The 25,073-nt window shown below is 64.9% G+C and carries 21 protein-coding genes; 9 read left to right on the top strand and 12 right to left on the bottom strand.

The annotated features are described in order from the left end of the window. Nucleotides 1–204: 204 nt before the first annotated feature. From SLG_RS14045 to SLG_RS14035, 3 genes are all read right to left on the bottom strand, one after another. Nucleotides 205–813 (bottom strand): DUF4142 domain-containing protein, encoded by a 609-nt coding sequence (locus SLG_RS14045; RefSeq protein ID WP_014077153.1) that lies wholly within the window; start codon nucleotides 811–813, stop codon nucleotides 205–207. Further along, on the bottom strand, nucleotides 810–1,067 hold the full coding sequence (locus SLG_RS14040; RefSeq protein ID WP_014077152.1) for a hypothetical protein: 258 nt from the start codon (nucleotides 1,065–1,067) through the stop codon (nucleotides 810–812). Before SLG_RS14040 ends, SLG_RS14045 begins: the two co-directional genes overlap by 4 nt. Before the next feature lie 417 nt (nucleotides 1,068–1,484). Continuing rightward, entirely contained in the window at nucleotides 1,485–2,402 is a 918-nt protein-coding gene (locus SLG_RS14035; RefSeq protein ID WP_041392056.1) for a ketopantoate reductase family protein, read from the bottom strand. A 371-nt stretch (nucleotides 2,403–2,773) separates the two neighbouring features. On the opposite strand from SLG_RS14035, the gene SLG_RS14030 reads away from it, so the two are divergent. The 7 genes from SLG_RS14030 to SLG_RS14000 all read left to right on the top strand — a co-directional run bounded on the left by SLG_RS14030 (nucleotide 2,774) and on the right by SLG_RS14000 (nucleotide 11,940). Further along, complete coding sequence (locus tag SLG_RS14030; protein WP_014077150.1) at nucleotides 2,774–3,658, top strand: SDR family NAD(P)-dependent oxidoreductase; 885 nt, start codon at nucleotides 2,774–2,776, stop codon at nucleotides 3,656–3,658. A 153-nt stretch (nucleotides 3,659–3,811) separates the two neighbouring features. Further along, on the top strand, nucleotides 3,812–4,501 hold the full coding sequence (locus tag SLG_RS14025; RefSeq protein ID WP_014077149.1) for a glutathione S-transferase family protein: 690 nt from the start codon (nucleotides 3,812–3,814) through the stop codon (nucleotides 4,499–4,501). A 123-nt stretch (nucleotides 4,502–4,624) separates the two neighbouring features. Beyond that, the gene (gene desV, locus SLG_RS14020; protein ID WP_014077148.1) at nucleotides 4,625–6,097 is read left to right on the top strand and encodes an aromatic aldehyde dehydrogenase DesV; all 1,473 of its coding nucleotides are present in this window, start codon (nucleotides 4,625–4,627) and stop codon (nucleotides 6,095–6,097) included. 177 nt (nucleotides 6,098–6,274) lie between these two features. Next, nucleotides 6,275–6,997: an SDR family oxidoreductase gene (locus tag SLG_RS14015; protein WP_014077147.1), complete on the top strand. Its 723-nt coding sequence runs from the start codon at nucleotides 6,275–6,277 to the stop codon at nucleotides 6,995–6,997. Further along, a complete protein-coding gene (locus SLG_RS14010) occupies nucleotides 6,994–8,118 on the top strand; it encodes a glycosidase (protein WP_014077146.1) in 1,125 nt (374 codons plus the stop codon). Before SLG_RS14015 ends, SLG_RS14010 begins: the two co-directional genes overlap by 4 nt. A 235-nt stretch (nucleotides 8,119–8,353) precedes the next feature. After that, on the top strand, nucleotides 8,354–10,576 hold the full coding sequence (locus SLG_RS14005) for a glycosyltransferase family 4 protein (protein ID WP_231848682.1): 2,223 nt from the start codon (nucleotides 8,354–8,356) through the stop codon (nucleotides 10,574–10,576). 8 nt (nucleotides 10,577–10,584) lie between these two features. Continuing rightward, nucleotides 10,585–11,940, top strand: coding sequence for a glycoside hydrolase family 130 protein (locus SLG_RS14000; RefSeq protein WP_014077144.1), 1,356 nt, complete (start codon nucleotides 10,585–10,587; stop codon nucleotides 11,938–11,940). Nucleotides 11,941–12,200: 260 nt separating this feature from the next. Here SLG_RS14000 and SLG_RS13995 read toward each other — a convergent pair whose 3' ends face one another. From SLG_RS13995 to SLG_RS13950, 9 genes are all read right to left on the bottom strand, one after another. Further along, nucleotides 12,201–12,455 (bottom strand): hypothetical protein, encoded by a 255-nt coding sequence (locus SLG_RS13995; protein WP_014077143.1) that lies wholly within the window; start codon nucleotides 12,453–12,455, stop codon nucleotides 12,201–12,203. Continuing rightward, nucleotides 12,452–12,733, bottom strand: a complete 282-nt coding sequence (locus tag SLG_RS13990) for a hypothetical protein (protein ID WP_014077142.1) — start codon at nucleotides 12,731–12,733, stop codon at nucleotides 12,452–12,454. Before SLG_RS13990 ends, SLG_RS13995 begins: the two co-directional genes overlap by 4 nt. Before the next feature lie 52 nt (nucleotides 12,734–12,785). Next, on the bottom strand, nucleotides 12,786–13,082 hold the full coding sequence (locus SLG_RS13985) for a hypothetical protein (protein ID WP_014077141.1): 297 nt from the start codon (nucleotides 13,080–13,082) through the stop codon (nucleotides 12,786–12,788). Beyond that, nucleotides 13,069–13,365, bottom strand: coding sequence for a DUF3175 domain-containing protein (locus SLG_RS13980; protein WP_014077140.1), 297 nt, complete (start codon nucleotides 13,363–13,365; stop codon nucleotides 13,069–13,071). Before SLG_RS13980 ends, SLG_RS13985 begins: the two co-directional genes overlap by 14 nt. Nucleotides 13,366–13,368: 3 nt before the next feature. Continuing rightward, nucleotides 13,369–14,151, bottom strand: coding sequence for an SDR family NAD(P)-dependent oxidoreductase (locus tag SLG_RS13975; RefSeq protein WP_014077139.1), 783 nt, complete (start codon nucleotides 14,149–14,151; stop codon nucleotides 13,369–13,371). Nucleotides 14,152–14,174: 23 nt separating this feature from the next. Beyond that, nucleotides 14,175–15,365: a zinc-dependent alcohol dehydrogenase gene (locus tag SLG_RS13970; protein ID WP_014077138.1), complete on the bottom strand. Its 1,191-nt coding sequence runs from the start codon at nucleotides 15,363–15,365 to the stop codon at nucleotides 14,175–14,177. Then, complete coding sequence (locus SLG_RS13965; RefSeq protein WP_014077137.1) at nucleotides 15,365–15,934, bottom strand: SRPBCC family protein; 570 nt, start codon at nucleotides 15,932–15,934, stop codon at nucleotides 15,365–15,367. The genes SLG_RS13970 and SLG_RS13965 overlap by 1 nt, the downstream gene beginning before the upstream one ends. Nucleotides 15,935–15,949: 15 nt before the next feature. Beyond that, nucleotides 15,950–17,098, bottom strand: a complete 1,149-nt coding sequence (locus tag SLG_RS13960) for a DDE-type integrase/transposase/recombinase (protein ID WP_014077136.1) — start codon at nucleotides 17,096–17,098, stop codon at nucleotides 15,950–15,952. 420 nt (nucleotides 17,099–17,518) lie between these two features. Beyond that, on the bottom strand, nucleotides 17,519–20,584 hold the full coding sequence (locus tag SLG_RS13950; protein WP_041392051.1) for a TonB-dependent receptor domain-containing protein: 3,066 nt from the start codon (nucleotides 20,582–20,584) through the stop codon (nucleotides 17,519–17,521). Nucleotides 20,585–21,097: 513 nt separating this feature from the next. Here SLG_RS13950 and SLG_RS13945 point away from each other — a divergent pair. Then, nucleotides 21,098–22,033, top strand: coding sequence for an alpha/beta fold hydrolase (locus SLG_RS13945; RefSeq protein WP_231848680.1), 936 nt, complete (start codon nucleotides 21,098–21,100; stop codon nucleotides 22,031–22,033). A 485-nt stretch (nucleotides 22,034–22,518) separates the two neighbouring features. Beyond that, on the top strand, nucleotides 22,519–25,023 hold the full coding sequence (locus SLG_RS13940) for a TonB-dependent receptor (RefSeq protein ID WP_014077133.1): 2,505 nt from the start codon (nucleotides 22,519–22,521) through the stop codon (nucleotides 25,021–25,023). The last annotated feature ends 50 nt before the right edge of the window (nucleotides 25,024–25,073 follow it).

Below are 25,073 nucleotides of genomic sequence, written 5' to 3'. Positions count from 1 at the left end.
GAAGGCGGCTTCCATTCCCTTGTCCGTTTACAGTGGGGTGGAAAAACCCGGGCGCCGCTTTCGTTCCTCCAGCCGGGCCAGGAACCGGCCCCAGACGGGGTTTCCTTATCCTGCTTTAGTGATTTGGGCCTGACGCCGCGCGGACCGTTCGCCGCGGGAAGGCGAGGGCCGCGCGCTTCTGGCTGGTCCCGGGCGCATCCCGTCTCACTGCGTTTCTTGCGCGCCCCCGCTGCCCAACTCGGTCAGCATCCGCTTGTGATGCTGGATCAGTTCTGCAGTCCGCCCGGCAAGCTCCTGTAATTTCTGGTCATCGCCATTGTTGGCGAAGCTGCTGTGCAGGTAGAAGGCCTCGTCATGCGCGGCGGCCTGTTGCCCGAGATAGACGTCATCGAACTCCGCGTCGCTCGCGTTCTTCAGATTGTCGATCATGGCGCGTCGGCGGGGGTCGAGATTCTGCGCGGGCGCCCGGTTGACCGGATTGGCCGCCACGAACGACTGGAGTTCGCTCATCGTCTTTCCGTGATCTTCGGTCATCCGGGCCGCGAAAGCGCGGATTGCCGAATTGCGCGTCCGCTCGGACGCGATTGCGGCGGCCTCGACTTCATACATGTCGCCGATCGTCGCCTGCGGGATATAATAAGTGCTGGTGAGCGGCGCAGCGGTGCTCGAAACGCCCTCGGGCCGGACGCCTTCATGGTCGCGCGCTACCGTGCCGTCGCCTTCGGACGGCTTCTGCCGGTCGTTGCAACCGGCGAGAAGCAGCGCCAGAAGCGCCAAGCCCAGGCTCGTCCTTGTTCCCGAAACATGTCTCATGGCTGTTCACTCCCATTGGCGGCCGCGTTGTCCACCGGCTCGGCGAGCGGCGCCGATCCCGCCGGGCCCGGACGCGCCGAAATCGGGATCTCGTCGGGGCCTCCGCCGCCCTGCACTTCATTGATGACGTCGGTCGAGACATTCCCGCGCCCCGGCCCCTCCGCGGGGTCGACGTCGCTGGCCGTCTGCTGGTTGCAGGCGCTCAAGGCGAGCGCCGCGGTCATGGTGGCGATCAGAACATGCGGTCTTTGCACGGACAATTCCTCTCAGCGTCTGCACATCCGCGCCCCTGAGGCCGGCGACCGGCTACGGAGCGGCGGACGCCTCTCTCAGGAGAACAACATCCTTTGCCGGCCCCGCGTTGCGACGGAACGCCCGGTGACTAATCCATGTTGCAAAAAGTCCGGGGCTGAGGCGGCAGTCCGCGATATCCGGCAACTGCGCGCGAGCCGGCCCGGACCAGTCCGATGCTCGGCCTCTTAAACTGGCTGGCTCTGGCGGTCTTCAAGGCAGCGGGCTCCCGGAGCAAGTCCGGGATGACATCGTAAGTGACGAGACAGGGTGGCCGCCATGGCCTCGGGATCTGTCCACGCCGCTTGCGCCGCCGCGCGCAGCCGGTCGGCCTCGGACGGTCGCGCAGGCGCCTTTCGGTTCGCCGCGAGCGCCTCGCCTCAGCCGCGCGTCAGCTCCATGAGGCGCACCAGGTCGGCCATGGTCTCGTTGACGGGGGCGGGCACGCCGGCGGCGCGGGCGCGCGTGCAGATGGCGCCGTTGATGAACTCGATCTCGCTGGCCCGGCCGGCGATCATGTCCTGCAGCATCGAGGCTTTGTGGCCGCGATGGGAAGTGAGCGCGAAATCGATCGCGCCGGCGATCCGCGCCTTGTCCACGGCCACGCCACAGGCGCTCGCGGTGGCCACCACTTCGTCCACCATCGCCGCGACGATGCGGCGGCCGGGCGCGTTGTCGATGCCTGCATTGGGCTGGCCGGTCACGGCGCCCAGCGCGTTGAGCGCCGCGTTGAACGCTACTTTCTCCCAGATCGCGACGTCGATGTCCTCGGCATGGCGCGCATCGAAGCCGGCCCGGGCGAGCAGGGCGACGGCGGCCTGCGCGGCCTGCGTCCCGGCGGGCGTCATCGCCCCCAGTTCGATATGGCCGCTGCCATGGGATTCGACGCTGTTCGGGCCGTGCAGGTCGGCCGGGAGCGCGGCGATGCCCTTGAGTATCTGATCGGCGGGAAAGGTCTCCGCCACGATTTCCGGGTTGCCGAGGCCGTTCTGGAGCGTGAGCACATACATGCCCGAGCCGGCGAGATGGGCAATGGAGCGGATCGCGGCGGCGCTGTGCATGCCCTTTGTGAAGAGCAGCGCAAGATCGGCGGGGGCTTCCACATCCTGCGCGAGCGCGGCCCGCAGCGGCACGGTGCGCGTGCCATCGTCGTCGGTCAGATGGATGCCTTCGCGCCCGATCCGCTCGAGCCGCTCGCGGTCCACGTCGATCAGGGTCACGTCCGCGCCGCTCTGCGCGATGCGCGCGGCGAACAGGCATCCCATGGACCCCGCGCCGATCACGATGATGTTCCGCATATCTGTTCTCCCGTCGCCCGTTCCGCCGCGCATTCCCGGCGGGGAGCCCTGCGCGCATGGCCTCGCCGTTTCGCAGGCACCTAGGGGCGGCGGGCAATGCCGGTCAAGCGTCCCGCGTCCGGGCCGGCGTCCCTATTCCGCCTGTTCCGCTCCGGGGCGGAAGAGGTGGATTTCTGTCACCCTATGTAATTGTCGACCTATAATGGATTGAAAAAATGTCGTAAAATTCCAGATCATCGCATAATGCAACGTCCTCCGATCCTGTCTCCCTGATCCTTCGCTTGCTATATTATCCATTCCTGACGGGGCTTGGCCGAGCTAACCTGCGCGGCGACCGGGCGAGGCATCCCGGCGCAGGAAGGAGAGGAAGCATGAGGAATTTCGCGGGCAAGGTGGCCTTCGTCACCGGCGGCGCCAGTGGCATCGGGCTCGGCATGGTGCGCAACTTTCTGGCCGAGGGCATGAAGGTCGTCATTGCCGACTATAATGAGGATCATCTCGATCAGGCCCGCGAGATCCTGCGGGGGAACAATGCCACGCATCTCATCCGGGTGGACGTGGCGGATCGGGAGAATCTGCGCGCCGCGGCGCAGGAAGCGCTGGACGTCTTCGGCAAGATCCATCTGCTTGCCAACAATGCCGGCGTGGGCGGCGGCGGCAATGCCGACGATCCGGATTTCGAGGACTGGGACCGCTCGATCGGCATCAATCTTGGCGGCGTGGTCAATGGCACCAAGATCATCGTGCCGATCATCAAGGCGCAGGGGGAGGGCGGCCATATCGTCAACACCTCGTCCATGGCCGGCGTCGTTCCGCTGCCGGGCATGGGCGCTTATTCCGCCGGCAAATATGCCGTGCGCGGCTTCACGCAGGCGCTGCGTCTCGATCTCGCGCCGCATGGCATCGGCGTCTCCTGCCTCTATCCCGGCGCGGTGAAGACGGCGCTGATGGCGATCCCGGAGGATGACGCCAGCGCGCCGCCGGGCGAGGAAGGCGATTTCATCCGCAATCTCTGGGCCGCCATGCGGGTCGCGGTCGATCCCATGGACATGGGCCGGCTGGTGGTCGACGCGATCCGCGAGAACCGCTTCCACATCCTCACTCATGCCGAGTTCCTGGAGGAGGTCCAGGAGCGCCATCGCACGATCGAGGATGCCTTTCTCACCGAGCTGCCCGTGCCGGCCGCTCGCGCCGCTTTCGAGCGCTACCGGCGCGAGACGGTGGACCGGCTGTTCGCCATGCCGGTGATCGACTAAGGCTAATCGACATCCAGCGCTGGCGGCCTGCAAATGGCGCTTTCCCGGGCTTCCGGTGCTCACGTACTTTGAGTACGCTGCGCGCCGGGTCCCGAAAAACCACCATTTTCGCCACGCCATCATCTGAATGTCGATCAGCCTTAGGGAGTGGCCATGAAGCTCTATGATCGCCAGGGCACGCCCAACGCTGCCCGCATCCGCATCGTCCTTGCCGAGAAGGGGCTGGAGGATCAGGTCGAGTTCGTCACGGTCGACCTGATCGCTGCGGAGCAGAAGCAGGCCTGGTTCCTCGCGATGAACCCGATCGGCAAGACACCGGTGCTGGTGCTGGATGACGGCCTCGTCCTCTCGGAATGCACCGCGATCACCGAATATCTCGATAATCTCGCCGGTCCGCCCACACTCACCGGGGGCACGGCGCGCGAGAAGGGGCTGATCCACATGATGCAGCGCCGTGTCGAGATCATGCTGCTCGATCCGGTCGACGATTATTTCCATTATGGCACGCCCGGCCTCGGCCCGGCCTTGCGGCCCTGGCGCCAGCCGGACTGGGCGGGCGCGGCCGAATGGGGGCGTCGCCGTGGCCAGCAGGCGGTGGCGAACCTGCCCTATTTCGATGAGCTCCTGTCCGGCAGTCCCTTTCTGACCGGCAATCGCTTCACGCTGCCCGATATCTCGCTCTTCGCCGCGCTCGCCTTCGCCACCGGGGCGGGGCTGCCGGTCGCCCCGGGCCTGCGCGCTCTGGCGGACTGGCAGGCGCGGGTTTCCGCCCTGCCGGCCGTGAAGATGCGCAGCGGCCAGACCTTCCTGCCCGCGGATCTGGAGCGACGGCGCGGCGAATGACGGGATCAGAAGGACGAATGCCTGCCCGAGGCGGAAATTGCCCCCGCAAAGCCTTGCGCGAAAAGGCGTAAATCGCCAGTGCAAAGGGGAAGCTCAGGCGAATCGTTCTTAGGAGACCGCAGGATGGATCAGTTCAACAAGACGATCAAAGGCATCAAGGATCGGGGCGCGGCGCAGCTCTTCATCGATGGTGAATGGCGCGCCAGCAGTGGCAGCAACGAGCTGACCGTCGTCACGCCCCATAATGAGGAAACGGTCCTCACCTATATCGAGCCGACGACAGCGGATGTCGACATTGCCGTGGCCGCCGCGCGCAAGGCGTTCGATCAGGGGCCCTGGCCGCGCATGTCGCCGGCCGAGCGTGGCACCTATCTCAAGAAAGTGTCCGACCTTCTGATGGCGCGGATGCCCGAGCTCGCCGAAGCCTGGACGGGTCAGGTCGGCGCCGTGATCGGCTTCACCAGCAAGGCCAGCTATCAGGTGCCGGGCCTGTTCAAATTCTATGGCGAGCTGAACGACAGCTATCCGTTCATCGAGGAGCGCATCGGCTCCATGGGCGGCAACAAGGTGCGCGTGGTGCAGGAGCCCGTGGGCGTCGTCGCGGCGGTCACGCCGTGGAATGCGCCGCTCGTGCTGCTCGTCTACAAGGTCGCGGCCGCGCTGGCGGCGGGCTGCACCATGGTGTGCAAGCCGAGCCCGGAAACGCCGATCGACGCGCACATCCTCGCCGAGTGCATCAAGGATGCCGGCATCCCGGCCGGCGTGTTCAACATGCTGCCGGCGGGCCGCGAAGTGGGCGATCATCTGATCCGCCATCCCGGCGTGGACAAGATCAGCTTCACCGGCTCCACGGCGGCCGGCAAGCATATCGCGGGCGTTGCCTCCGAGCGCCTTGCCCGCGTCTCGCTGGAGCTGGGCGGCAAGTCGGCGGCGATGATCCTCGAGGATGCGGACATGGATCATGTCCTCAAGAGCCTCGTGCCTTATTCCATGCCGATCACGGGCCAGGTCTGCTTCTCGCTGACCCGCGTTCTCGTGCCCAAGAGCCGCAAGGCCGAGATCGTCGACGCCTACACCAGCGCCGTTTCGAAAGTGAAGGTGGGCGATCCCTTCCAGGCCGATGTCGGCATGGGTCCGCTCACCATGCAGCGCCAGCTCGAGCGCGTGCAGGGCTATATCGAGAAGGGCAAGGCCGAGGGCGCGACCCTCGCGCTGGGCGGCGGGCGTCCCGCCGATCTCAACCGCGGCTTCTTCGTCGAACCGACCGTGTTCACCGACGTCGATCCGAACATGACGATCTTCAAGGAAGAGATTTTCGGCCCGGTCGTCTCCTTCGTCGATTATGACAATGAGGCGGACATGATCGCCAAGGCCAATGACACGATCTACGGCCTGCACGGCGCGGTCTACACGCAGGACGCCGAGCGCGGCTTCGCGGTGGCCCGGGAGTATCGCGCCGGTTCGGTCACCATCAACGGCATGATGGTGGATATCCACATGCCCTTCGGCGGCTTCAAGCAGTCCGGCATCGGCCGTGACGGCGGCCTCGAGGGGCTGGAGAATTATCTCGAGACCAAGGCGGTCTATTTCGCCTGAGCCGACGACGGATCGAACAGACAAAACGCCCGGGGACCTGCTTCCCGGGCGTTTTTGCGTCGTCCATTCCCTGTGCCCCCGGTCGAGGCCCCGGCGCCCGCGCGCCGCCGCGTCCGGGCATCCAATCCTGTCCCCATGCGTTGGCTCCTCGACCTTCAACCAGCATAAGGGAGCATCATGGCCGATCCGCACGACCAGGCGGCACGGGGCGCCGGCACGGCCGCAGGCAGCCGTGCTGCCGACGCCCACACCCGCCAACCCGGCCTTGCCGGGCGCAAGGTGGCCGTCACGGGCGGGACGACCGGCATCGGGCGCGCCATCGCCGTGCTGCTCGCCAGCGAAGGAGCCCGGGTCTTCGTCTGCGGGCGGGACAGCGCGCATCTCGCTGACGCGCTCGCCCGCATCCGGGAAGTCGGGGATGGCGACGGCCTCGCGCTGGACCTTGCCGAGCGCGGGAATGTCGCGCGCTTCTTCTCGGCTGCCGAGGCTTATCTGGGCGGCCTCGACATCGCGGTCATCAATGCAGCCGTGCCCGCCGACGCGCTGATGGATGAGGGCGAGGACGATCTCGCTTATCAGATCGCGGTGGATTTCTCGGCCGTGTCCCAGGCGCCCGGCGGATCGGTCTATGTCGCCGCCAAGACCGGCATCGAGGGTTTTGCGCATGCCCTTCGCGGGGAGGTGGCGGAGCGGGACATCAAGGTGGGCCTGATCGAGCCGGGGCTGACCGGCGCCGACTTCCAGTATCCCGACCTCCCGCCCGAGGAACAGCGCGCGCTCATCCGGCGCGACGAGATGCTGAGGGCGGAGGACATCGCCGTGGCGACGCACTTCATGCTCACGCAGCCGCGCCGCTGCGCGGTGTCCCTGATGCGCGTCGAAAGCAGGCTCAGGCGATGAGCGCGCGCTTTCCAGAGGATCGGCTGGTTTTCCGGCCGCAGGACGTGGACCTGTCCCGTTCGCCGCTCGCGGGGCAGCTGCCGGCCGAGACCTATGTGCTGGGGGCCTTCAATCCCGGCCTCACGCGCTTGCCGAACGGCAATCTGCTGATGATGGTGCGGGTGGCGGAGGCGCTGCGACAGCCGGAGGCGGACGGCCATATCCGCGCCATCCGCTGGCACGCCGGCCGCTATATTCTGGATGCCTGGCCGCTCGACCTTGTCGACACGATGGATCCCCGCAAGTTCATGATCCGGGGGCAGGGCTGGAAAGTGATGGCGCTCACCTCCCTGTCCTGGCTCCTGCCGGTGGAATGCACCCCTGACGGTCTGGACATCGTCACCATCCATTATGACCGCGCGATCGCGCCGCAGGGGGACTGGCAATGCTATGGCGTGGAGGATGCGCGCATCAGCCGGGTGGACGGGGTTTATCTCATGACGACCTGCTCGGTCAGTCCCGAGCGGCATTCCACCACGCTCTACATTTCCGAAAACGGCCTCGACTGGCAGTTCGCCGACATCGTCCTCGATCACCAGAACAAGGACATGCTGATTTTCGAGGGGCGGATCGGCGGCCAGTACTGGGCGCAGACGCGGCCGCTGGGCGATCTCTACTTCGCTTATCCGCCGGAAAGCGAGTGGCGCGCGGGTCCCTCCATCAATCTGGCGACCTCGCCGGACGCGCGGCACTGGAAACCCTGCATCAAGCCCGGCCTGCGTCCCCATGTCGCCGCCGCTGCCACGACCCGCATGGGCGGGGGCACGCCGCCGGTGCTGACGGAGAAGGGCTGGCTGACCTTGTGGCACGGCGTCGCGCCCAGCGGCGTGGTGGGGATTTACCGGACCTACTGGTCCTTGCTGGATGCCAAGGACCCCAGCATCACCGTCGCGACCGACCACGGGGCCTTGCTGGAAGCCAATGAAGCGCTGACCGCCCCGCTTGCCGATCAAATGTACGTGCAGGACGTCGTCTTCACCACTGGCATTGCCGATGCCGGCGATCATTTCATCGTCGCGTCCGGCGAGGCCGATCTTGCTTGCCGGATCACGCACATCCCCAAGGCCTGCTTCGGGCTTTGAGTTCGCCATCGGCGGAGCGCGGGTGGTCCCAAACCCACGCCGTCCGTCCCGTTTCAGGGTGATCCCGTCGCCCGATCGCCCTGTCGCCGCGATTTTTGCGACGAGGGACTTGGCGGCCGGGAACGGACTGGGCGTATTTCAGTTTGCACTGCAGCAATGCGAGGCATCCTGCCTTGCGTCCGGGGATCAAGGGATGTCCTGTCGGCCGATCGACCAACCGATTTCGCATGTCGCCGTGCTTGGAAATGCTTTGCCCCGCCAGTGCGGTCTCGCCACTTATACCAGCCATAGCGTCAAGGCCCTGCGTGCGTCCTTCCCCCGGTTGCGGATCGATCATTATGCGATGGATGACGGCTTTGGCGTGACCTACGGGCCCGAGGTGGCCATGGCGATCCCGGCGGCGGACATATCCTCCTATGTGCGCGCGGCCTCTGCCATCCAGCGTTCGGGTGCGGAGCTGCTGTGGATTCACCACGAGTTCGGCATTTTTGGCGGGGTTGCGGGGGACCATCTGCTCGCGCTGCTGCGGCATGTCGATCTTCCGCTGGTCGTGACGCTGCACACGGTTCTCGCCCGGCCCGACCGCGATCAGCTTCGCGTGATGCAGGCCCTTGTGGCGAAAGCCGACCGGCTGATCGTGATGGCGCGCGAGGCGGCGCGCCTGCTGGAGACGGTCTATGGCGTGAGCGCAGAGCGGATCGTCGTCATTCCGCATGGCGCGCCGGACCGGGCCTTGCTCGACACCAGCGTCATGAAGAGCAAGCTGCGGCTGGGGTCCGGCCCCATGGTGCTGACCTTCGGGCTGCTCTCGCCCGGCAAAGGCATCGAGACAGCCATTCAGGCGATGCCGCGCATCGTGTCGAAGCATCCCGAGCTTCTCTATCTCGTCGTTGGCGCCACGCATCCGGTTCTGCTGCGTCGCGAGGGGGAGGCTTATCGGGAACGGCTGAAGGGCCTCGCTGCAGAACTCGGCCTTCAGGACCATGTCCGCTTCGTCGGCGATTTCCTCGAGGATGAGGATCTGCTCGATTATCTCCAGGCCGCCGACGTCTATTTGACGCCCTATCCGGGGCGCGAGCAGGTGACCTCCGGAACCCTGGCCTATGCGCTGGCGATGGGGCGGCCTGTCGTTTCCACGCCCTATATCCACGCCGAGGAAGCGCTTGCCGATGGCATCGGGACCTTCGTGCCCTTCGGCGATTCCGACGCCATAGCAAGCGCCATCACGGACCTTCTGAACGATCCGCTCAGCCTTTCCGCCCATGCGCGCAGCATATGGCAGGCCGCGCGATCGACCATCTGGGAAGAGAATGCGAGAACTGTCATGGATGTCTTCTGCGATGCAAAACGGGGCCACCCCACGGCCATAACCACGGGGCAGGCGCTCGCCGAGAACAAGCATGTCCGGCTGGAAGGCATTGCCGCGATGACCGATGATGTCGGGATCATCCAGCACAGCGTGCTCGGCGTCCCCGACCGGCGGAACGGCTACTGCATCGATGACAATGCGCGCGCCCTCAAGCTGATGTGCGAGACGCGGGCAGGCGACCCGGAGGAACGTCGTCGGCTGGCGCTGATCTACGCTGCTTTCATCGAGCATGCCTGGAACGATGAACGAGGCCGGTTCCGCAATTTCATGGGCTATGACCGGCAATGGCTGGAAGAGGAAGGGTCGGAGGATTCCAACGGCCGCACGCTCTGGACCCTGGGTCATGTGCTGCGGTCCGCCCCGGACGATTTCATGCGCCGCTGGGCGCGGGAGCTGTTCGACAAGGCGCTGCCCCTGGCAGAGGCGATGCAGTCCCCCCGGGCGATCGCCTTCACGATGCTGGGCATGGCGGCCGTCCTGGAAGTCGAGCCGGGCCATGAGCGGTGCCGCGCGCTGCTGCGCCGTTCGGTCGATCTCTTCACGCGCCTGCTCGCCGATGCCCATCGGCCCTCCTGGCCATGGTTCGAGATCGTCCTGTCCTATGACAATGCGCGCCTCTCGCAGGCGATGATCGAGGCCGGGCGCGTCCTACAGGATCAGGCGGCGATCGATCTCGGGCTCGATACGTTGCGCTGGCTGCTCGGCAAGCAGCGCGCGCCGGAAGGGCATTTCCGCCCGGTCGGCACGGAGAGCTTCGGCAAGCCGTTCGCGGAGCCCGCATCCTTCGACCAGCAGCCGCTGGAAGCGACTGCCACGATCGAGGCCTGTCTCTCCGCCCGGCGCTGCGACGCTGACCCGGTGTGGATGACGGCGGCGAGCAAAGCCTTTGGCTGGTTCGCGGGCGACAATGATCTGGCGATGCCGCTTGCCAATGAGGACCGCACGCTGTGCTATGACGGGCTCACGCGCGACGGGGTCAATCTCAATCGCGGCGCCGAGTCCATTCTCGCCCTGCAGATGGCGCGGCACAGCATGGCCGCCTTGATGGCGGAATATGAGGAAAGACCCCAGCTCGCTGTGGTGCTATAGCCCCTTCTGTGCTTGATGAACCGACCAGAGCGCCTTCGGGCGCAGCGGCTGAGCCATCCGGGGGTGCGCGGGACGAACAGGCCTCGCCGATCTTTCGCCGCCTCGACCAGCGCCTCACGGCCGACGCGTCACGCGTCGTCGTGCGCCCCTTCCATCTGTCCTGGCAAGCCTCGGGTCATGCATCCAGCCGCGGCGCGCGTCTCGTCAGCGACATCATGGAGATGGACGAGGCTGCGGTGGAGCAGGCGCTGGTGAGTGTCTTCCATGATTTCCAGCAGCGGCACTGGCAGATCGAACGGGTGTTCGAGACGCGCTTCGATCAGGTCGCGGCGGAACTGAAGCTCGATCGTGCGACGCTCAGCGCAGCCCGGCGTCAGCTCATCGGCGCCTATTTCTCGCATGAATACAGCTTCCAGGCCGCCGCGCTGATGAACCCCTCGATCGTGCCGCACCCGGACCAGTCGAATCTCGGCCCGGGCATCGTGCGGTTCATCATGTCGCTCCGGGCAGTGGGGGAGGGGCATATCAGCTCCATCACCTTCCGCGACGGGCTGGTCGGGGAGAACGGGCGGTTCGAGCTGTCGCCCGAGCCCCGCATCGCCACGGCCGCGACGGCGTGCCGGCAGATCGGGGATACCGATGGCGCGGTGGAAGTGGAGCGGGACCGGGACAGCACCCTGTCCGGCACCGTCATTTTCCCCGTGACGCCGGCGCAGGCCAACGGGCTTGAGGATCTGCGGCTGACGCCCTTCGTGCATGACGATGGCACCCGCGAGTGGATCGGCACCTACACGGCCTATAGCGGCCGGGAAATCCGGTCCGAACTGTTGCGCACCCGGGATTTCCGGACCTTCGCGCTCGTACCGATGGAAGGTTCGGCCGCCGTCAACAAGGGGATGGCGCTTTTCCCCCGGCGCGTGGGCGGGCAATATCGGATGATCGGCCGGCAGGACGGCAAGAATCTCTTTCTGCTCGAATCCGGCGACCTCACCGAATGGTCCGGCGGCGCGCGCCTGCTCGAACCCAGATATCCTTGGGAGTTCGTGCAGATCGGGAATTGCGGGGCGCCCATCGAGCTCGATGAGGGCTGGCTCCTGCTCACCCATGGCGTGGGCCCCATGCGCAAATATGCGCTGGGCGCCGCGCTGCTCGACAAGGACAATCCCCTGAAGGTGCTTGCCCGCACGCCCCAGCCTCTCATGGCGGCGGTCGACAATGAGCGCGAAGGCTATGTCCCCAATGTCGTCTACACCTGCGGCGCGATGCGGCTGGGGACCAAGCTCTTCCTCCCTTATGGCCTCGCGGACAGCTGCGTGGCGTTCGCCTTCGCGGACATCAGCGATATTCTGGCCCATATGGAATAAGCGCAGGCGCGCTTGCGTTCCGCTTGAGGAGGCCGGCTCCGAGGCGGCGTGGACAAGTTCCAGGGCGATGGCAGCGCACCCCATCTCGTCACTCACAACGTCATCCCGGACTCGATCCGGGATCCCGCTTCTTCTTTTTCTCAAACCCTCCGGACCCGCCGATCTCCAAGACAGCGGGATCCCGGAACAAGTCCGGGATGACAACGGTCAGGACTGAACAGCACCTCTGACCCTCAGGCCCCCGAATCTGCCCGCGCAGCCTAATCCTCCGACACTCTCCGCCCGGCGCCTTCGCGTCCCGCGCGGCTATCCTCTTCCTCGCCCTTACGCGTCATCGTCTCGGGATTGTAATTGGAGGGGATGGCGCCGCCGCTCACGGGGTCGCGCCGCGGTTCGCGGTCGAGAGTGTCGCTCGGCCGCCGGGCGGCGCCCTCCGGCTGGTTCTCCGTGGAGATGTTCGGATTTTTGCCCTGCTCCGTGGGTACATGGCGCCTGCTGCGCGGTTCATCGGTCATGAGCCTGTCCCTTCATGGCGGGCGTGGAGGTCCTCGCCGGCGTGGATCGCCACAGCGATCATGCGTTCCCAGACCGCCGCATCGCCCGCGTCGGCCATGGCGTGATCGGGTTCACGCAGTGCCCTCAGGATGGCGAGCGCGTCATCCTTGTGGTCGATCCATTCGATGTCGACGTCCAGCGCGGCGGACGTCGACATCCCGCCGGCATTGGCACTGAGTTGCTGTGCGGCCAGCACGCGCGCAACGCGCTCGATCAGGGGTGTCGTCGCAATGGCCATCTCTCTTGCTCCTGCATCAAACACAGCCACCCTGTTGCTCGGGGGGCGCCGCTCAGCTGCCCGCGCGCTTGCGGCGGGTTTCCCATCCCTTCCTGGCAGCGGCGGAACGCTTTTCATGGCTCTGGCTCGAACCACCGATCTGTCCGCCCTTGCGGGAGGCGGCATGATTGTCCTTCTTCCCGCGGCCGGAGCCGGACTTGTTGCCGCCGCCGGATTCCTTGTTCACCGTCGCCCAGGCGCGCCGTTCGGCTTCCTTCTCGCCGACGCCGCGCTCCTCATAGCCTTGCTCGATATGCTCGGCCTTGCGCTTCTGCTTGTCTGTATAGCTCGATTTGTCACCGCGAGGCATGGTTATCCTCCTTCTCGTCGAACGCCGCGCGCAGCTCGTCCTTGGCTTTCTCGAGAATGTCCCGTTGCTCCTTGCCGAGGTTCTTGCCGGCCCGGTTGATGTAGAAAGTGAGCATGCTCATCGCCGACTGGAAGGGCGTGCCCTTGCGGCGGTGGCTGTGTTCGGCCGATCGCTTCAGCGAAGCTGCGATCTTTGCGGGATCGTCCTGCGCGAACACGCCGTCGTCGAGGTCCAGCGCGTCGCTATGCTCGGTCACGTCCTGGGACCATTTGCGGCCTGCCATCGGTCATCTCCCCGCGGTGCCGGGCTCCGCCATCTTGCGATGGCGCTCGGCGAGCACGGATTGCGGCAGAACGCCCGACCCGGCCACCTGCAGCTTGTTGGAGAGGCCCGAGACGATATGTCCCTCGCCGGAGAGAAGGGCCTTCCAGCCATCGCGCGCCACCTTCGCGGCGTCCGCCTTCTCGTCCTGGCCGACCTTCGTGTCGAGCATGTCGGCCCGCGCGAAGAACTCGGTATCGGTCGGTCCCGGCATCAGCGTGGTGAGCGTGACGCCATCGACGTCCTTCAGCTCATTGCGCAAAGCTTCCGTGAAATTGTCGATGAACGCCTTCGTGCCATTGTAGACGGCGTTGAAGCTTCCCGGAATATAGCCGGCAATCGAGCCCGTCACGAGCACCTTGCCGTCCTGCCGCGCCACCATCGCCGCCAGCACCTTCTGGAGGAGATACACGGTGCCGGTGATGTTGGTGTCGATCGCGCGACGCCACATGGCCACGTCCTGATCGAGGAACGCCCGGCCGGTGCCGACGCCGGCATTCGCGCACAGGATATTGATTTGCCGGCCGCCGGTCGCGGCCAGCAGCTGGTCGACGCCTTCGATGGTGGACAAGTCCGCCTGCAGGGCCTGCACCGCGCCGCCATGGCGCTCGAAATCCTTTGCCGAAGCCTCGATCAGCGGCTCGTCGGCCACGACCAGCAGATCATATCCGTCTTCCGCGATGACATGGGCCAGTTCGAAGCCGATCCCGGTCGATGCACCTGTCACCACTGCGAGTTTCGCTGCCATTTTTCCTTCTCCTGAAGAGGGCCTCAGGCCGCGATGCGGTCCAGCCCGGGCTTGAGCACGACTTTCGTCACCTCGTTCTGCTCATCATGGAACATCTTGTAGCCGTCCGGCGCCTTCTCCAGCGGCAGGCGATGGCTGATGAGGAATGTCGTATCGATCTTTTCCTCCATGATCGCGTTGAGCAGGCCGGGGAGATAACGCTGGACGTGCGTCTGGCCGGTCTTGAGCGTCAGGCCCTTTTCCATCAGCGCGCCCAGGGGGAACTTGTCGACGAACCCGCCATAGACGGCCGGCATGGAAACCCGTCCGCCCTTGCGGCAGGCGATGATCGCCTGGCGGATCGAGTGAATCCGGTCGGTCCCCAGGAACATCGATGCCTTCACCTGATCGATGACGTTATCCACGAAGAAACCATGCGCTTCGAGGCCGACGGCATCGATGCACGCATCCGGCCCGATCCCGCCTGTCATTTCCATCAACGCTTCGTAGGTCTTGCTTTCCTTGTAGTTGATCGTCTCAGCGCCGAACCGCTTCGCCAGTTCGAGGCGGCGGGGGAAGTGATCGATGGCGATCACGCGCGCCGCGCCCATCAGGAAGGCCGATTGCACCGCGAACAGGCCCACCGGACCGCAACCCCAGACGGCAACCGTGTCGCCGGGTTCGATCTCGGCATTCTCCGCCGCCATCCAGCCGGTCGGCAGGATGTCCGACAGGAACAGGACCTTGTCGTCGTCCACCCCGTCCGGGATCACGATCGGCCCCACATCGCTGAATGGCACGCGGACATACTCGGCCTGTCCGCCCGCATAGCCGCCGGTCATGTGGCTGTAGCCGAACAACGCCGCCATCGGCTGCCCATAGAGCTCCTGGGCGATGTCCTGATTGTCGGCCGGATTGCCGTTGTCGCAGGCCGAATATTGCTGCTTGCCGCAATGGTAGCAGGCACCGCAGGCGATGGTGAAGGGCACCACGACCCGCTGCCCTTTCCTGAGCGTCGATCCCGGCCCGACATCGACCACTTCGCCCATGAACTCATGGCCCAGAATGTCGCCCGACTGCATGGTCGGGATATAGCCGTCATAAAGATGGAGGTCCGAGCCGCAGATCGCCGTCGAGGTGACCTTGATGATGGCGTCGCGCGGGTTGATGATTTCGGGATCGTCGACCGTGTCGACGCGGACGTCATGCTTGCCGTGCCAGGTCAGGGCGCGCATCAGCCTTGCTCCTCTTCCAGTTGTTTGTGCGTCCGGGCGGCCGTGGCCACCTCGCCGGTCTCCATAAGCTGCTTGAACCGCCGCAAGTCGCGGCGCGCCTGAATGGCCGGTTCCCGCTGGAAGATCTTGGCGATCACCTTGCCGATGAAGCCCGCCGGAGGATCATAAGCGATCGTCGCGGTGACGACCGTTCCACGGCCGGCGGCATCGCGGAATTCGATCCGCCCGCTGTTCGGGACGTCGGCATCGTCCGACGAGGTCCAGGCCAGGACCTCGCCCGGACGCTCCTCCGTGACGACGGCGTCCCATTCGACCGTCTTTCCACCGGGCGCCTTGACGATCCAGTGGCTGGTCCGCGCATCCTTCACGTCCACGCGCTCGATATTGTCCATGAACCGCGGCAGATTGGAAAAGTCGCGCCAGAAGGCATATAATTCCTCGCGCGGGCGGTTGATCGTGACCGATCGTCCGACGAGGTTGTCGCCCTTGGGTTCGACCAGTTCCTGCTCCGCGCGATCAGCCTCGCGCGCTTTCGACGTGCTGAGCGGGGCATCGTCCTGAAGATTCATCACCTTGCTCCATGTTCATGCTGCGGCGCAGGCCGTCAGCGTTCCGGGATCGGGTTGAACAGGCAACGCGTGGCCGGAAAATAGGAGCCGGGAGAATGACTGATCCAGGTTAGTCGCCCGCAGCGGCACGATGGCGCGTTGTGAGGCTGCGGCCGAAGGGGCCTCGGCGGCGGGGACACATACCGTGTTTTTCCGACCTTCCGTCATTCCCGCGCACGTGTTGTGTTTCGTGAGGATGGCAAGTTGTTGCGCTGGGGCGTGGTATGCGAGGCATCGCAGTCTTGTTCGGTTATAGTTATTGACGAACTGTCGGATGAAGCTGTTGCGCTCCTGATGTGAAGAGAAGTGGTTTCGGCCTGCATTTTGGTTGTTTGCGGGGTGAGCGGCGATGGCCTGGCTGATACGTCTGTTGAAACGCTCGACCATGCCGTTGGTTTGGGGATGATAGGGCCGTGTGAGCTTGTGCTTGATGCCATGGGCGGCGCAAACCTGATCGAAGGCATGGCGGCCTGTTCCGGTGTTGCGTTTGCCCCAGTAGGCGCCACCGAAGCGATCGGTGAACTCGCTGCCATTATCTGTCAGCACGGTGTGGACGGGATGGCTGAAGGCTTTGAGGAAGCGCTCGAAGGCGGCAGCGAGGGTTGCGGCGCTGCGATCATCGAGGATGTCGACATGGACGAAGCGGGTTGCCCGCTCGATGACGACAAGCACATAGGCTGGTTTGCCGAGCAGGCGGGGCAGATGCTTGAGATCGGCATGGACATAGCCGAAGGGTGCAGGATCGAAGGGCAGGCTTGCGCCAGCGCCTTGATCGCTGGTGCGCGGGGCAGCGATGCCATGCCGACGCCACAGGCGGTAGAGAGCGGCGCGGGAGATATCGGCGCGCAGACAGCGGCGCATCACCTCGAGTGCATCGTCGAGCGAGAGGGCAAGGCGGGAGCGCAGTTCGACTGCGATATCCTCTTCCTCGGTTGAGAAGCGGGTCATCAGGCGGTGGGGTGTTGATGGCCGGTCCATCGTATCACGCCGCCCTTTCCAGCGGCGGATGCAACTCTGGTTGACGCCCAGTTCACGCGCCAGGTCCGCAACGCTCTTGTCGCTGGCCTGGATATAAGCCCGCTGGCGCGGGGTCGTGGTCGCATTCCGGTGAAGCTTGATCAGCATAGTCCGCGACTCCTCAGCCACGTCATGCCTCTCTCTACCCCAGAGGCTTCATGCCAACCATCCGAAACACTACACGCACGCGGGAATCCAGCTGAAACATCGCGCCCAAGCGCCGGGGTGTAACTGGATTCCCACGTGCGCGGGAATGACGATGTGGGAGGAGGAGACCATCTCCTAAGTCATCGGGGTCCGGACAGCCTGCATTTAGGATCAAGCTGCCAATGGCGAGGCCATGACGGCGCACTATATCGTCACGAACGACGTCATCCCGGTCGAGCCCGGGATGACAAACGAAAAGACTGAAAAGCTGGCTTCGGTATCCCTCACAGTCCGCGAATCTGTCCACGCCGCTTGGGGCACCGAAATTCACGTCGGAATTTCGATGCCCCGGCCCCCTTTCGACAGGCCTGCTATCCGCGATCAGTAGCGAACCCGGATGCCGGCGCGCCATTTCGATCCGAACGTGTCGAAATAGACGGGGTTCGTCGGGTAGTTGGACCCGCCGCCACCGCCGCCGCCGGGCGCCACGGGAGGCTTGCGGTCGAAGATATTGTCCATCGAGGCGAACAGCTCGATATGCCGTGCGTCCGACTGGCCGAACGGGAGCCGATAGGACATGGCCAGGTTGAAGTAGGTCGCGCCCTTCACGCGGTTGGTGTTGATGCTGTTGGGCTGGGTGGGGTCATAGCCGTCATCTTCCGGGCCGATGCGCTCGACATTGTAGATGCCCTGGCTGATCCGCCGCCATGTGAGGGTCGTGTTGAACCCGGCATTGTCGTAAGTGAGGAACGCATTCCAGATCCACGGCGGCGCCGGGTTGAAGTCGCCGCCATCGACGACGGGACCCGACTGGCCGCCATAATCGCGTGGCGAGGCCGCCGGGTTGGCCTGGCTGATGAAATCATATTGGTGATTGCCCAGGATGCGGAAATTGAGCGCGCCATTCCAGCTCGATGCGATGTCGGAGAGATTGAGGCGATAATCGAGCTCCACGTCGATACCGCGCACCTCGAGCTTGGCGAGATTGACCTGGCGGGCATCGATGAAGGTGATGTCCTTGCGGTCTGCCCCGGCGAAGGTGATCCGATCGCAGAAGATGTCGAACTGGTGGCAGAAGTCGACGATGCGCTGGCCGGGCAAGGTCGTGACCGCGTCGTTGATCTTGATCTGGTACCAGTCGACCGAGAAGCGCAGGCCCGGCACGAAGCGCGGCTGGAACACCGCGCCCAACGTCGTCGTGTCCGCCTTCTCGGGAGTCAGGGCGAAGCTGCCGCCATTGAGGATGGGCGTGCCGTCATTGCCGGTCTGCGAGGCCACGGGATTGAGCCACCAGTTGTTGACGATGCCGCTGGTCGACCAGGGCTCCGTCGGCACGTTGCGCAGGAAGAGTTCGCGGAAGCCCGCCGCGCGAATGTCGCGCGAGCGTGACGCGCGGATGCGGAAATCCGGGATCACGTCATAGACGGCCGAGACTTTCCAGCTCGTCGTGCCGGAGGTCTTCTGCTCGCCGCTGTCCCTGTTTTTCGCGTGATTGCGGGTATAGCGGATGGCGCCGTTCAGCTCGAGCAGGTCGCCGATGGCCGAATCCCGGAACACCGGGACATTCAGCTCGCCGAACCCTTCGAGCACCTTGATCTCGCCGGCATAATCGAGGCCGAACGTGAAGGCATAGTCATTATAATCGGGGATGTCGCCATGCCACACGTCCCCGCTTTCCACGCGATAATCGGCACCGGCCGCGGCGGAGATGGGGCCTGCGCCCCAACCGTCGAAGATCGTGCCCTGCACCGATCCGGAAAGCACATGCTGGTTATATTTGAAGTCCTGCATCACTGGCCGGTAGGCATAAGCGAGCGCGCGGGGATCGGCATTGTTGAGACCGAAGAGATTGAGCGCGACGCAGCCCTGCGCGCGGGGATCGGGGTTTGCCTTGGTCAGTTCCCGGCAGACGATATTGCCATTGGCGACGCCCGTCTTGACCAGGCCTTCGTCCACGGCGTCCGTCGCATAGATGAAGGGCGTGTTGACGCGCGTGCCGGTGCGCTGCTGGTGGCGGTCGTTCCGGCCGTACTGATAATAAGCGTCCCAGGTCCAGTCGCCGAACAGCGGGCCGGACAGGCCGAGAAGGCCGCGAAACACCGTGGCGTCGGATTCGTTATAGGCCTGGAGCAGGCCGTCCATATCCTTGCCGAAGCTGAACTGCGCGCCGTTGAGCAAGGTCCGGACGGACTCGGGCAGGAAGGCGTTGTCCGCGTTGAAGAAATTGGTCGAGCGTGGCGGCACCACGGCGTTGGTGCTGGAGGCGGTGCGGCGCGCATAGGTGAACTCCGTCTGCACCTGCAGCGCGTCGGTCAGGTCGTACTGACCGTAGACATAGCCGACCCAGCGCCGCAACGGTGTCTGGATGTCGCTGTCGTCATAGGTCGAGACGCCGTCGCCGCCCTGCCGCGGGCCGATCTGCGCCTCGCCGACGAAGCGCCCGGGGTCGAACTGGACCACCGCCGTGCCGTCCTCGTTGAACCGCAGGTTGCGGGCCTGCACCGGCGCCGGCCCACGATTGCGCAGCACGCCGCGCGGCTCGTTATAGGCCTGCTTGGAGTCCGGGCCGATGACATAATGGGGCAGGCCGTAAGTGGGCGAGCCGGGGATGTTGAAGCCGCTGCGCGCCGTCGTGCCGGGCAGGATCGAGTTGGAATTGACGAAGATGTCATAGCTTTCCGCGCACCACAGGCGCACCTTGGCGCAATCGCCGATGCCTTCATTCTTCTGATATTCGATGCCGGCCACGAAATGCCCGCGTCCGTCGCCGAAGCTCGTGCCACCCATCAGCGAGGCGTGGAAGCTCTTGCCGTCGTTCCGCGTCGTCTGGCCATAATCGACCTGCGCCTTGATGCCCTGGAAGTTGTTCTCGAGAATGACGTTCACGACGCCGGCGATGGCATCCGAGCCATAGGCCGCCGAAGCACCGCCGGTCACGGTTTCGACCCGCTGGATCATCGCCGAGGGAATGATGTTGAGGTCGATCGCGCCGCCGTCCGACGTGGGAATGAAGCGGCGGGAATTCACCAGCGTGAGCGTGCGTGTACCGTTGAACGGATTGAGGCCGCGAAGATTGGCGAAGGATGCGCCCACATTCGCGCCGGCCGTCGTGCCGGCCGTGGCATCGGACTGGAAGGACGAGTTCTGCGGGATCAGCTTGAGCGTCTCGGAAATATTGACCTGTCCGAGGTTGGCCATCAGCTCGCCGCTCATCACGGTGGCCGGGGTGGGTTCGTTGAAGCCGTTGCGCTTGATGCGCGATCCGGTGACGATCACCGTCCCGGGATCAGCCTCCTCGCTGGCCCCCTGGGGCGCGGCGCTTTCCTGCGCCATCGCCGGCACGGATGGCAGGGCGGCGGCAAGGGCGGCGGTCAAGGCAATCACGGAAGCCGACGGGATGCCGTTGGCTTTCCTGGAAAACATGCAGCGCACGGGTCGCGAATTCATGGACGTCCTCTCCTGTTGTCCTCGGTCTGTTTTGGCGATCGTCATTCGGGAAGCGGCTCGCGGCCGTCAACCGGATGACTTGCGTCCCGACCTCGGTGTTCCTGGCGGCATATATCCACTCGGCCCTGTGAAGGCCTGCGGCATTGATGCGGAGTAGCTGTGCATAGTTGCCGATCGCGTGCCGGCGGCACGGGGAGCAGTCGTCTGCGGGAATCGCGCGGGCAGGCCGGTCATTCGGGACGCGTCCGGCCATATCGAGCGCGGCACGGTCGGTTTGGTAGCCTGAGGGGAAGGTCGTCGGACAGTCCCGGGACCGCGTGCAAGGGGTGCAGTCGAGGGGGTGTCGGTGCGCCCATGTCGTGCATTCCAGCACGGATTGTCCGCGTTTTTCCTGTTTTCGGGCGTGGAGTAGAGCGCCTAGCGTGGCTATCAACCGGGGATGGGATGCCGCATCCCACGATAGAAACGCCCGGCACGCAGCCCGGCACGCAGGGGAGAGGAAACAGAATGGACATGTTCCAGCCAGGCCGTCGCAAAGTCATCCTGTCGGGAGGAATCGGCGGGGCTGCCCTTCTGCTGGGCGGCGAGCGGGCCGAAGCGGCGCCTGCCAGGGGCTGCACGTTCGATGTCGCGCCGCTGGAGCCCGAGCCTCTCCCGCCGGAGCTGACGGCCCCTGCGCAGCTTGCCCGGCTGGACGGGTTCGATCTCTGGTACTGGGACACGGGCGGTTCGGGGCCGGCCATCATCCTCCTGCATCCTTCCACCGGCAGCGGTCATGTCTGGGGCTACCAGCAGGCCCCCTTTGCCGCGGCGGGATACCGGGTGATCGGCTATTCGCGGCGGGGCCATCGCGGATCGTCCGCCATGAATGCGGAGCGACCGGGGACGAGCGCGGACGATCTGCGTCAGCTGATGGACCATCTGCGGATCGAGCGCGCGCATCTGGTCGGCAGCGCGGCGGGTGGATTTACCGCTGCTTCCTTCGCGCTGACCTGGCCTGCGCGCGTACGCACCGTCACGCTCGCCTGCACATTGCTGTCCGCGGACCCGCGGGTCCTCGCACTCATGCCGTCCGTGAGGGAGCCCTGGTGGAAGGGCCTTCCCCATGAGTTTCAGGAGCTCAGCCCCTCTTATCGCGGCATCAACAAGGAAGGCGAAGCGCTCTGGAAGTCGCTTTATGCCCAGTCGCGCGGGGATCATCCCCCGGGCAACCAGCCGGCCGGGGAGCCCGCCACAGTGGCCGCCATTGCACGCCTGACGATGCCGGCCCTGTTCATTTCCGGCGATGCCGATCTCATCACGCCGCCGCCGGTCGCCCGGCTGTTCGCCAATACGGTGAAAGGAAGCGAGCTGGTCGTGCTCCCCGAATGCGGTCACTCGGCTTATTGGGAAAGGCCGGCCCTGTTCAATCAGGCGATCCTGGATTTCCTGAAAAGACGCTCGGCCTGACGGACCGGCCCTGTCCCGGCCCCGGGGCGGCGTGGGCAAATCCCGAGGCGATGGCGGCCCCCCCATCTCGCGTTGTTTGACGACGTCTTCCCGGACCTGATCCGGGACCCCGCTCCTTCCAGCTTGCCCAAACCGTCTGGATCCCGGCGATCTTCAAGGCAGCGGGGATCCCGGATCGAGCCCCAACCAGGGGCTTGCCAGCGTTGAGGCGCTCAACCGGTTGTGCGATTTTGCACAGAAGATAAGCGACATTTGGATTTGCTGCGGTTTTTTCGAACGGATAGTGCGGTCTCTCAATAGATCGACCCGAGCGAGTTGAGCGCGACATCATGGTCGCGGCTCAGCGCGCTCAGGCGACACCCGGGAGGCGGGTACCAAGGTCATTCAGATTTGAGCGTTGGCCGCCGGCTGATCCAATTTGGTTCAGAAGCTCGGAAAACGCAGCCAGTTTTCAGCAATCAGAACATGAATCAGGAGAGGGGTATATGAAGAAGGTCACGCTCGCGTCGGCATCGCTGCTGTCGCTCGCCATTTCCGGCGCAGCCATGGCGCAGGAGGAAGCGTCCCGCGCGATGCCGGACGATATCATCGTCACGGCCACGAAGATGGCGACCAATGTGCAGGATGTGCCCATCGCGATCACCGCGGTCACGGCCGAAACCCTCACGCAGAGAAGTATCACATCCAGCGCCGATCTGGGCGCGATCGTGCCGAACGCGACGTTCCGCCAGACCGGTGGCGCTTATGGCCGCGGCCTCTCGGCGTTCATGCGCGGCATCGGGCAGGCCGATACGGCGGTTTCTCAGGAGCCCGGCGTCGCCTTCTATGTGGATGATGTCTATTATCCGCTGATCCACGGCTCCATCTTCGATCTGCTGGACCTGCAGCATGTCGAGGTCCTGCGCGGGCCGCAGGGGACGCTCTTTGGCCGCAACTCCCTTGCCGGCGCCATCAATCTGGTGAGCAGGGAGCCGGAGCAGGATACCTCCGCTTATGTCGAGCTGACCACCGGCATCCGCGAGCGCTTTGACGTGCGGGCGGGCTTCAATGTGCCGCTGACCGATACGCTCGCCCTGCGCGTCTCGGGCTTCTCCAAGAACCAGCGCGGGTTCCAGGAGCGGCTGGATTTCCGTTGCGAGATGATCCGTCGCGGCACGCCGGAGCTGGCAGGCAATCTGCCCTTCCTCGTGGGCGAGAATATCGCGCCCGCCAGCAATGATCCGGACAGTTGCGTCGTGGGCCATAATGGCGGCACGCGGGCTTACGGGATGCGCGGCGCCCTGAAATGGGAGCCGGCGCACAATCTCGCAATCTCGCTGATCGGCGATTACAGCAATGACACGTCCCCGGTGCAGCCGGACCAGCTCCTTTCGGTGGATGCGAGCCGCTCCATCAGCAATCCGGGGCTTGCCGGGCAGGGGGCCTATTTCTCCGTCCCCGGGGAAACGCCGTTCATCTACGATTCCCGTTTCGTCACGGGCGATCCCTACAAGACTTACGCGACCTATCGGGATGCGATCCCCTCCGGCACGGTCATTCCCGGCACCTTCTATAATGGCTCGGTGCGTCGCGGCGGCATTGGCTACGAGCCGATCAACCCGGTCAAGATGTGGGGCGTCACCGGCAAGCTGGTCTACGGCCTGACCGACCAGATCGATTTCACCTTCATCGCCGGTTATCGCGACGTGAGCGTGGGCTATACGTTCGATGTCGATCAGTCGCCGCTGACGGTCGAGCTGACGCGCAATCTGACCACGCACACCCAGCACACGCTCGAAGCACGGCTGGCCGGCCGGATGGACTGGATCGACTGGGTTGTCGGCGCTTTCCATTATCGCGCGGATGAAAATGAGAGGCGCGTCATCATCGCGCCCTTCTCCAATCTCCAGCGCTACCGGAACGACTATTACCAGCCGAAGAACGACTCCATCTACGCGAACGTCACGCTGCGCCCGTTCGGTGATCGCCTCGGCATCAATCTGGGCGGCCGCTACTCGGACGACAGCAAGCCGCTGCAGTTCGACAATCGCCAGGACGAGGTGCCGACGAACGACATCGTCTTCGATCAGGTGCTTTCGACCAAGCGGTTCGACTGGAAAGCGGGCCTGAGCTACGAGCTGAACAATTCGCTGCTGGCTTATGCTTCGGCCGCCACGGGCTTCCGCCTGCCTTCGTTCAACTCGCGTCCCTTCCAGCCTTCGCAGATCTACCAGACGCCGGGCGATGAGCTGGTGGCCTATGAGTTCGGCATGAAGGGTGATTTCTTCGATCGCCGGCTCCGTCTGAACGGTGCGGCCTTCTATACCGACTACAAGCAGCGCACGACCTCCACCAGCGGCTCGGAATATCAGCTCGATCCGCAGGGCAATCCGTTGCCGGGCACGCAGGTGACCGAGCCGCTGCCGGGCGGTCCTGCCGGCTCCACGCGCTGCCGCACGCGCACCCCGGCGGAAATCAGTGCGGGCGTACCGGGCTTTGCATGCGTGCCTCGCACATATGCCACCAATACGCCGGGCAAGGTCTACGGTATCGAGCTGGAGCTGCGGGCCGAGCCGGTCGATGGCCTGACGATCGACGGTTCGCTGGGCTATGCCAAGTTCGACTCTCCTGACCTCAAGGCGCTCAGTCGCGTCACGGATCGCCTCATCGGCGTGCCGGAATGGAATGCCAGTGCCGGTGTCCAGTATGAGGCCGAGGTGCCCGCGCTGGCGGGGACGATCACCCCGCGCGTCGACTGGTATTATCAGGGTGCCATCAGTTTCAGCGCGGCCCGCCGGGAGTTGATCGCCGATCCTTATTCGCTCTTCAATGCACGCCTGACCTACAAGAACGAGGTTCATGATTTCTCGGTCTCGCTGGCGGTCACCAACGTCTTCAACAAATTCTATTATGTGAGCCTGCTCGATTATTCGGGCCTCGGTTTCCCCAACACGAATGCGCAGCCGTCCGTGCCCCGCGAATGGGCGCTGACGCTCCGGAAGCAATTCTGAGGCGCATGATGGATCGCATGGAGGCCTCGCCGGGCGAGGCCTCCGCTTTT

The organism is Sphingobium sp. SYK-6 (assembly GCF_000283515.1).
Classification (GTDB): domain Bacteria; phylum Pseudomonadota; class Alphaproteobacteria; order Sphingomonadales; family Sphingomonadaceae; genus Sphingobium; species Sphingobium lignivorans.
Note: the sequence above shows the minus strand (reverse complement) of the source record. Positions and strands in the feature narration are given on the sequence as shown.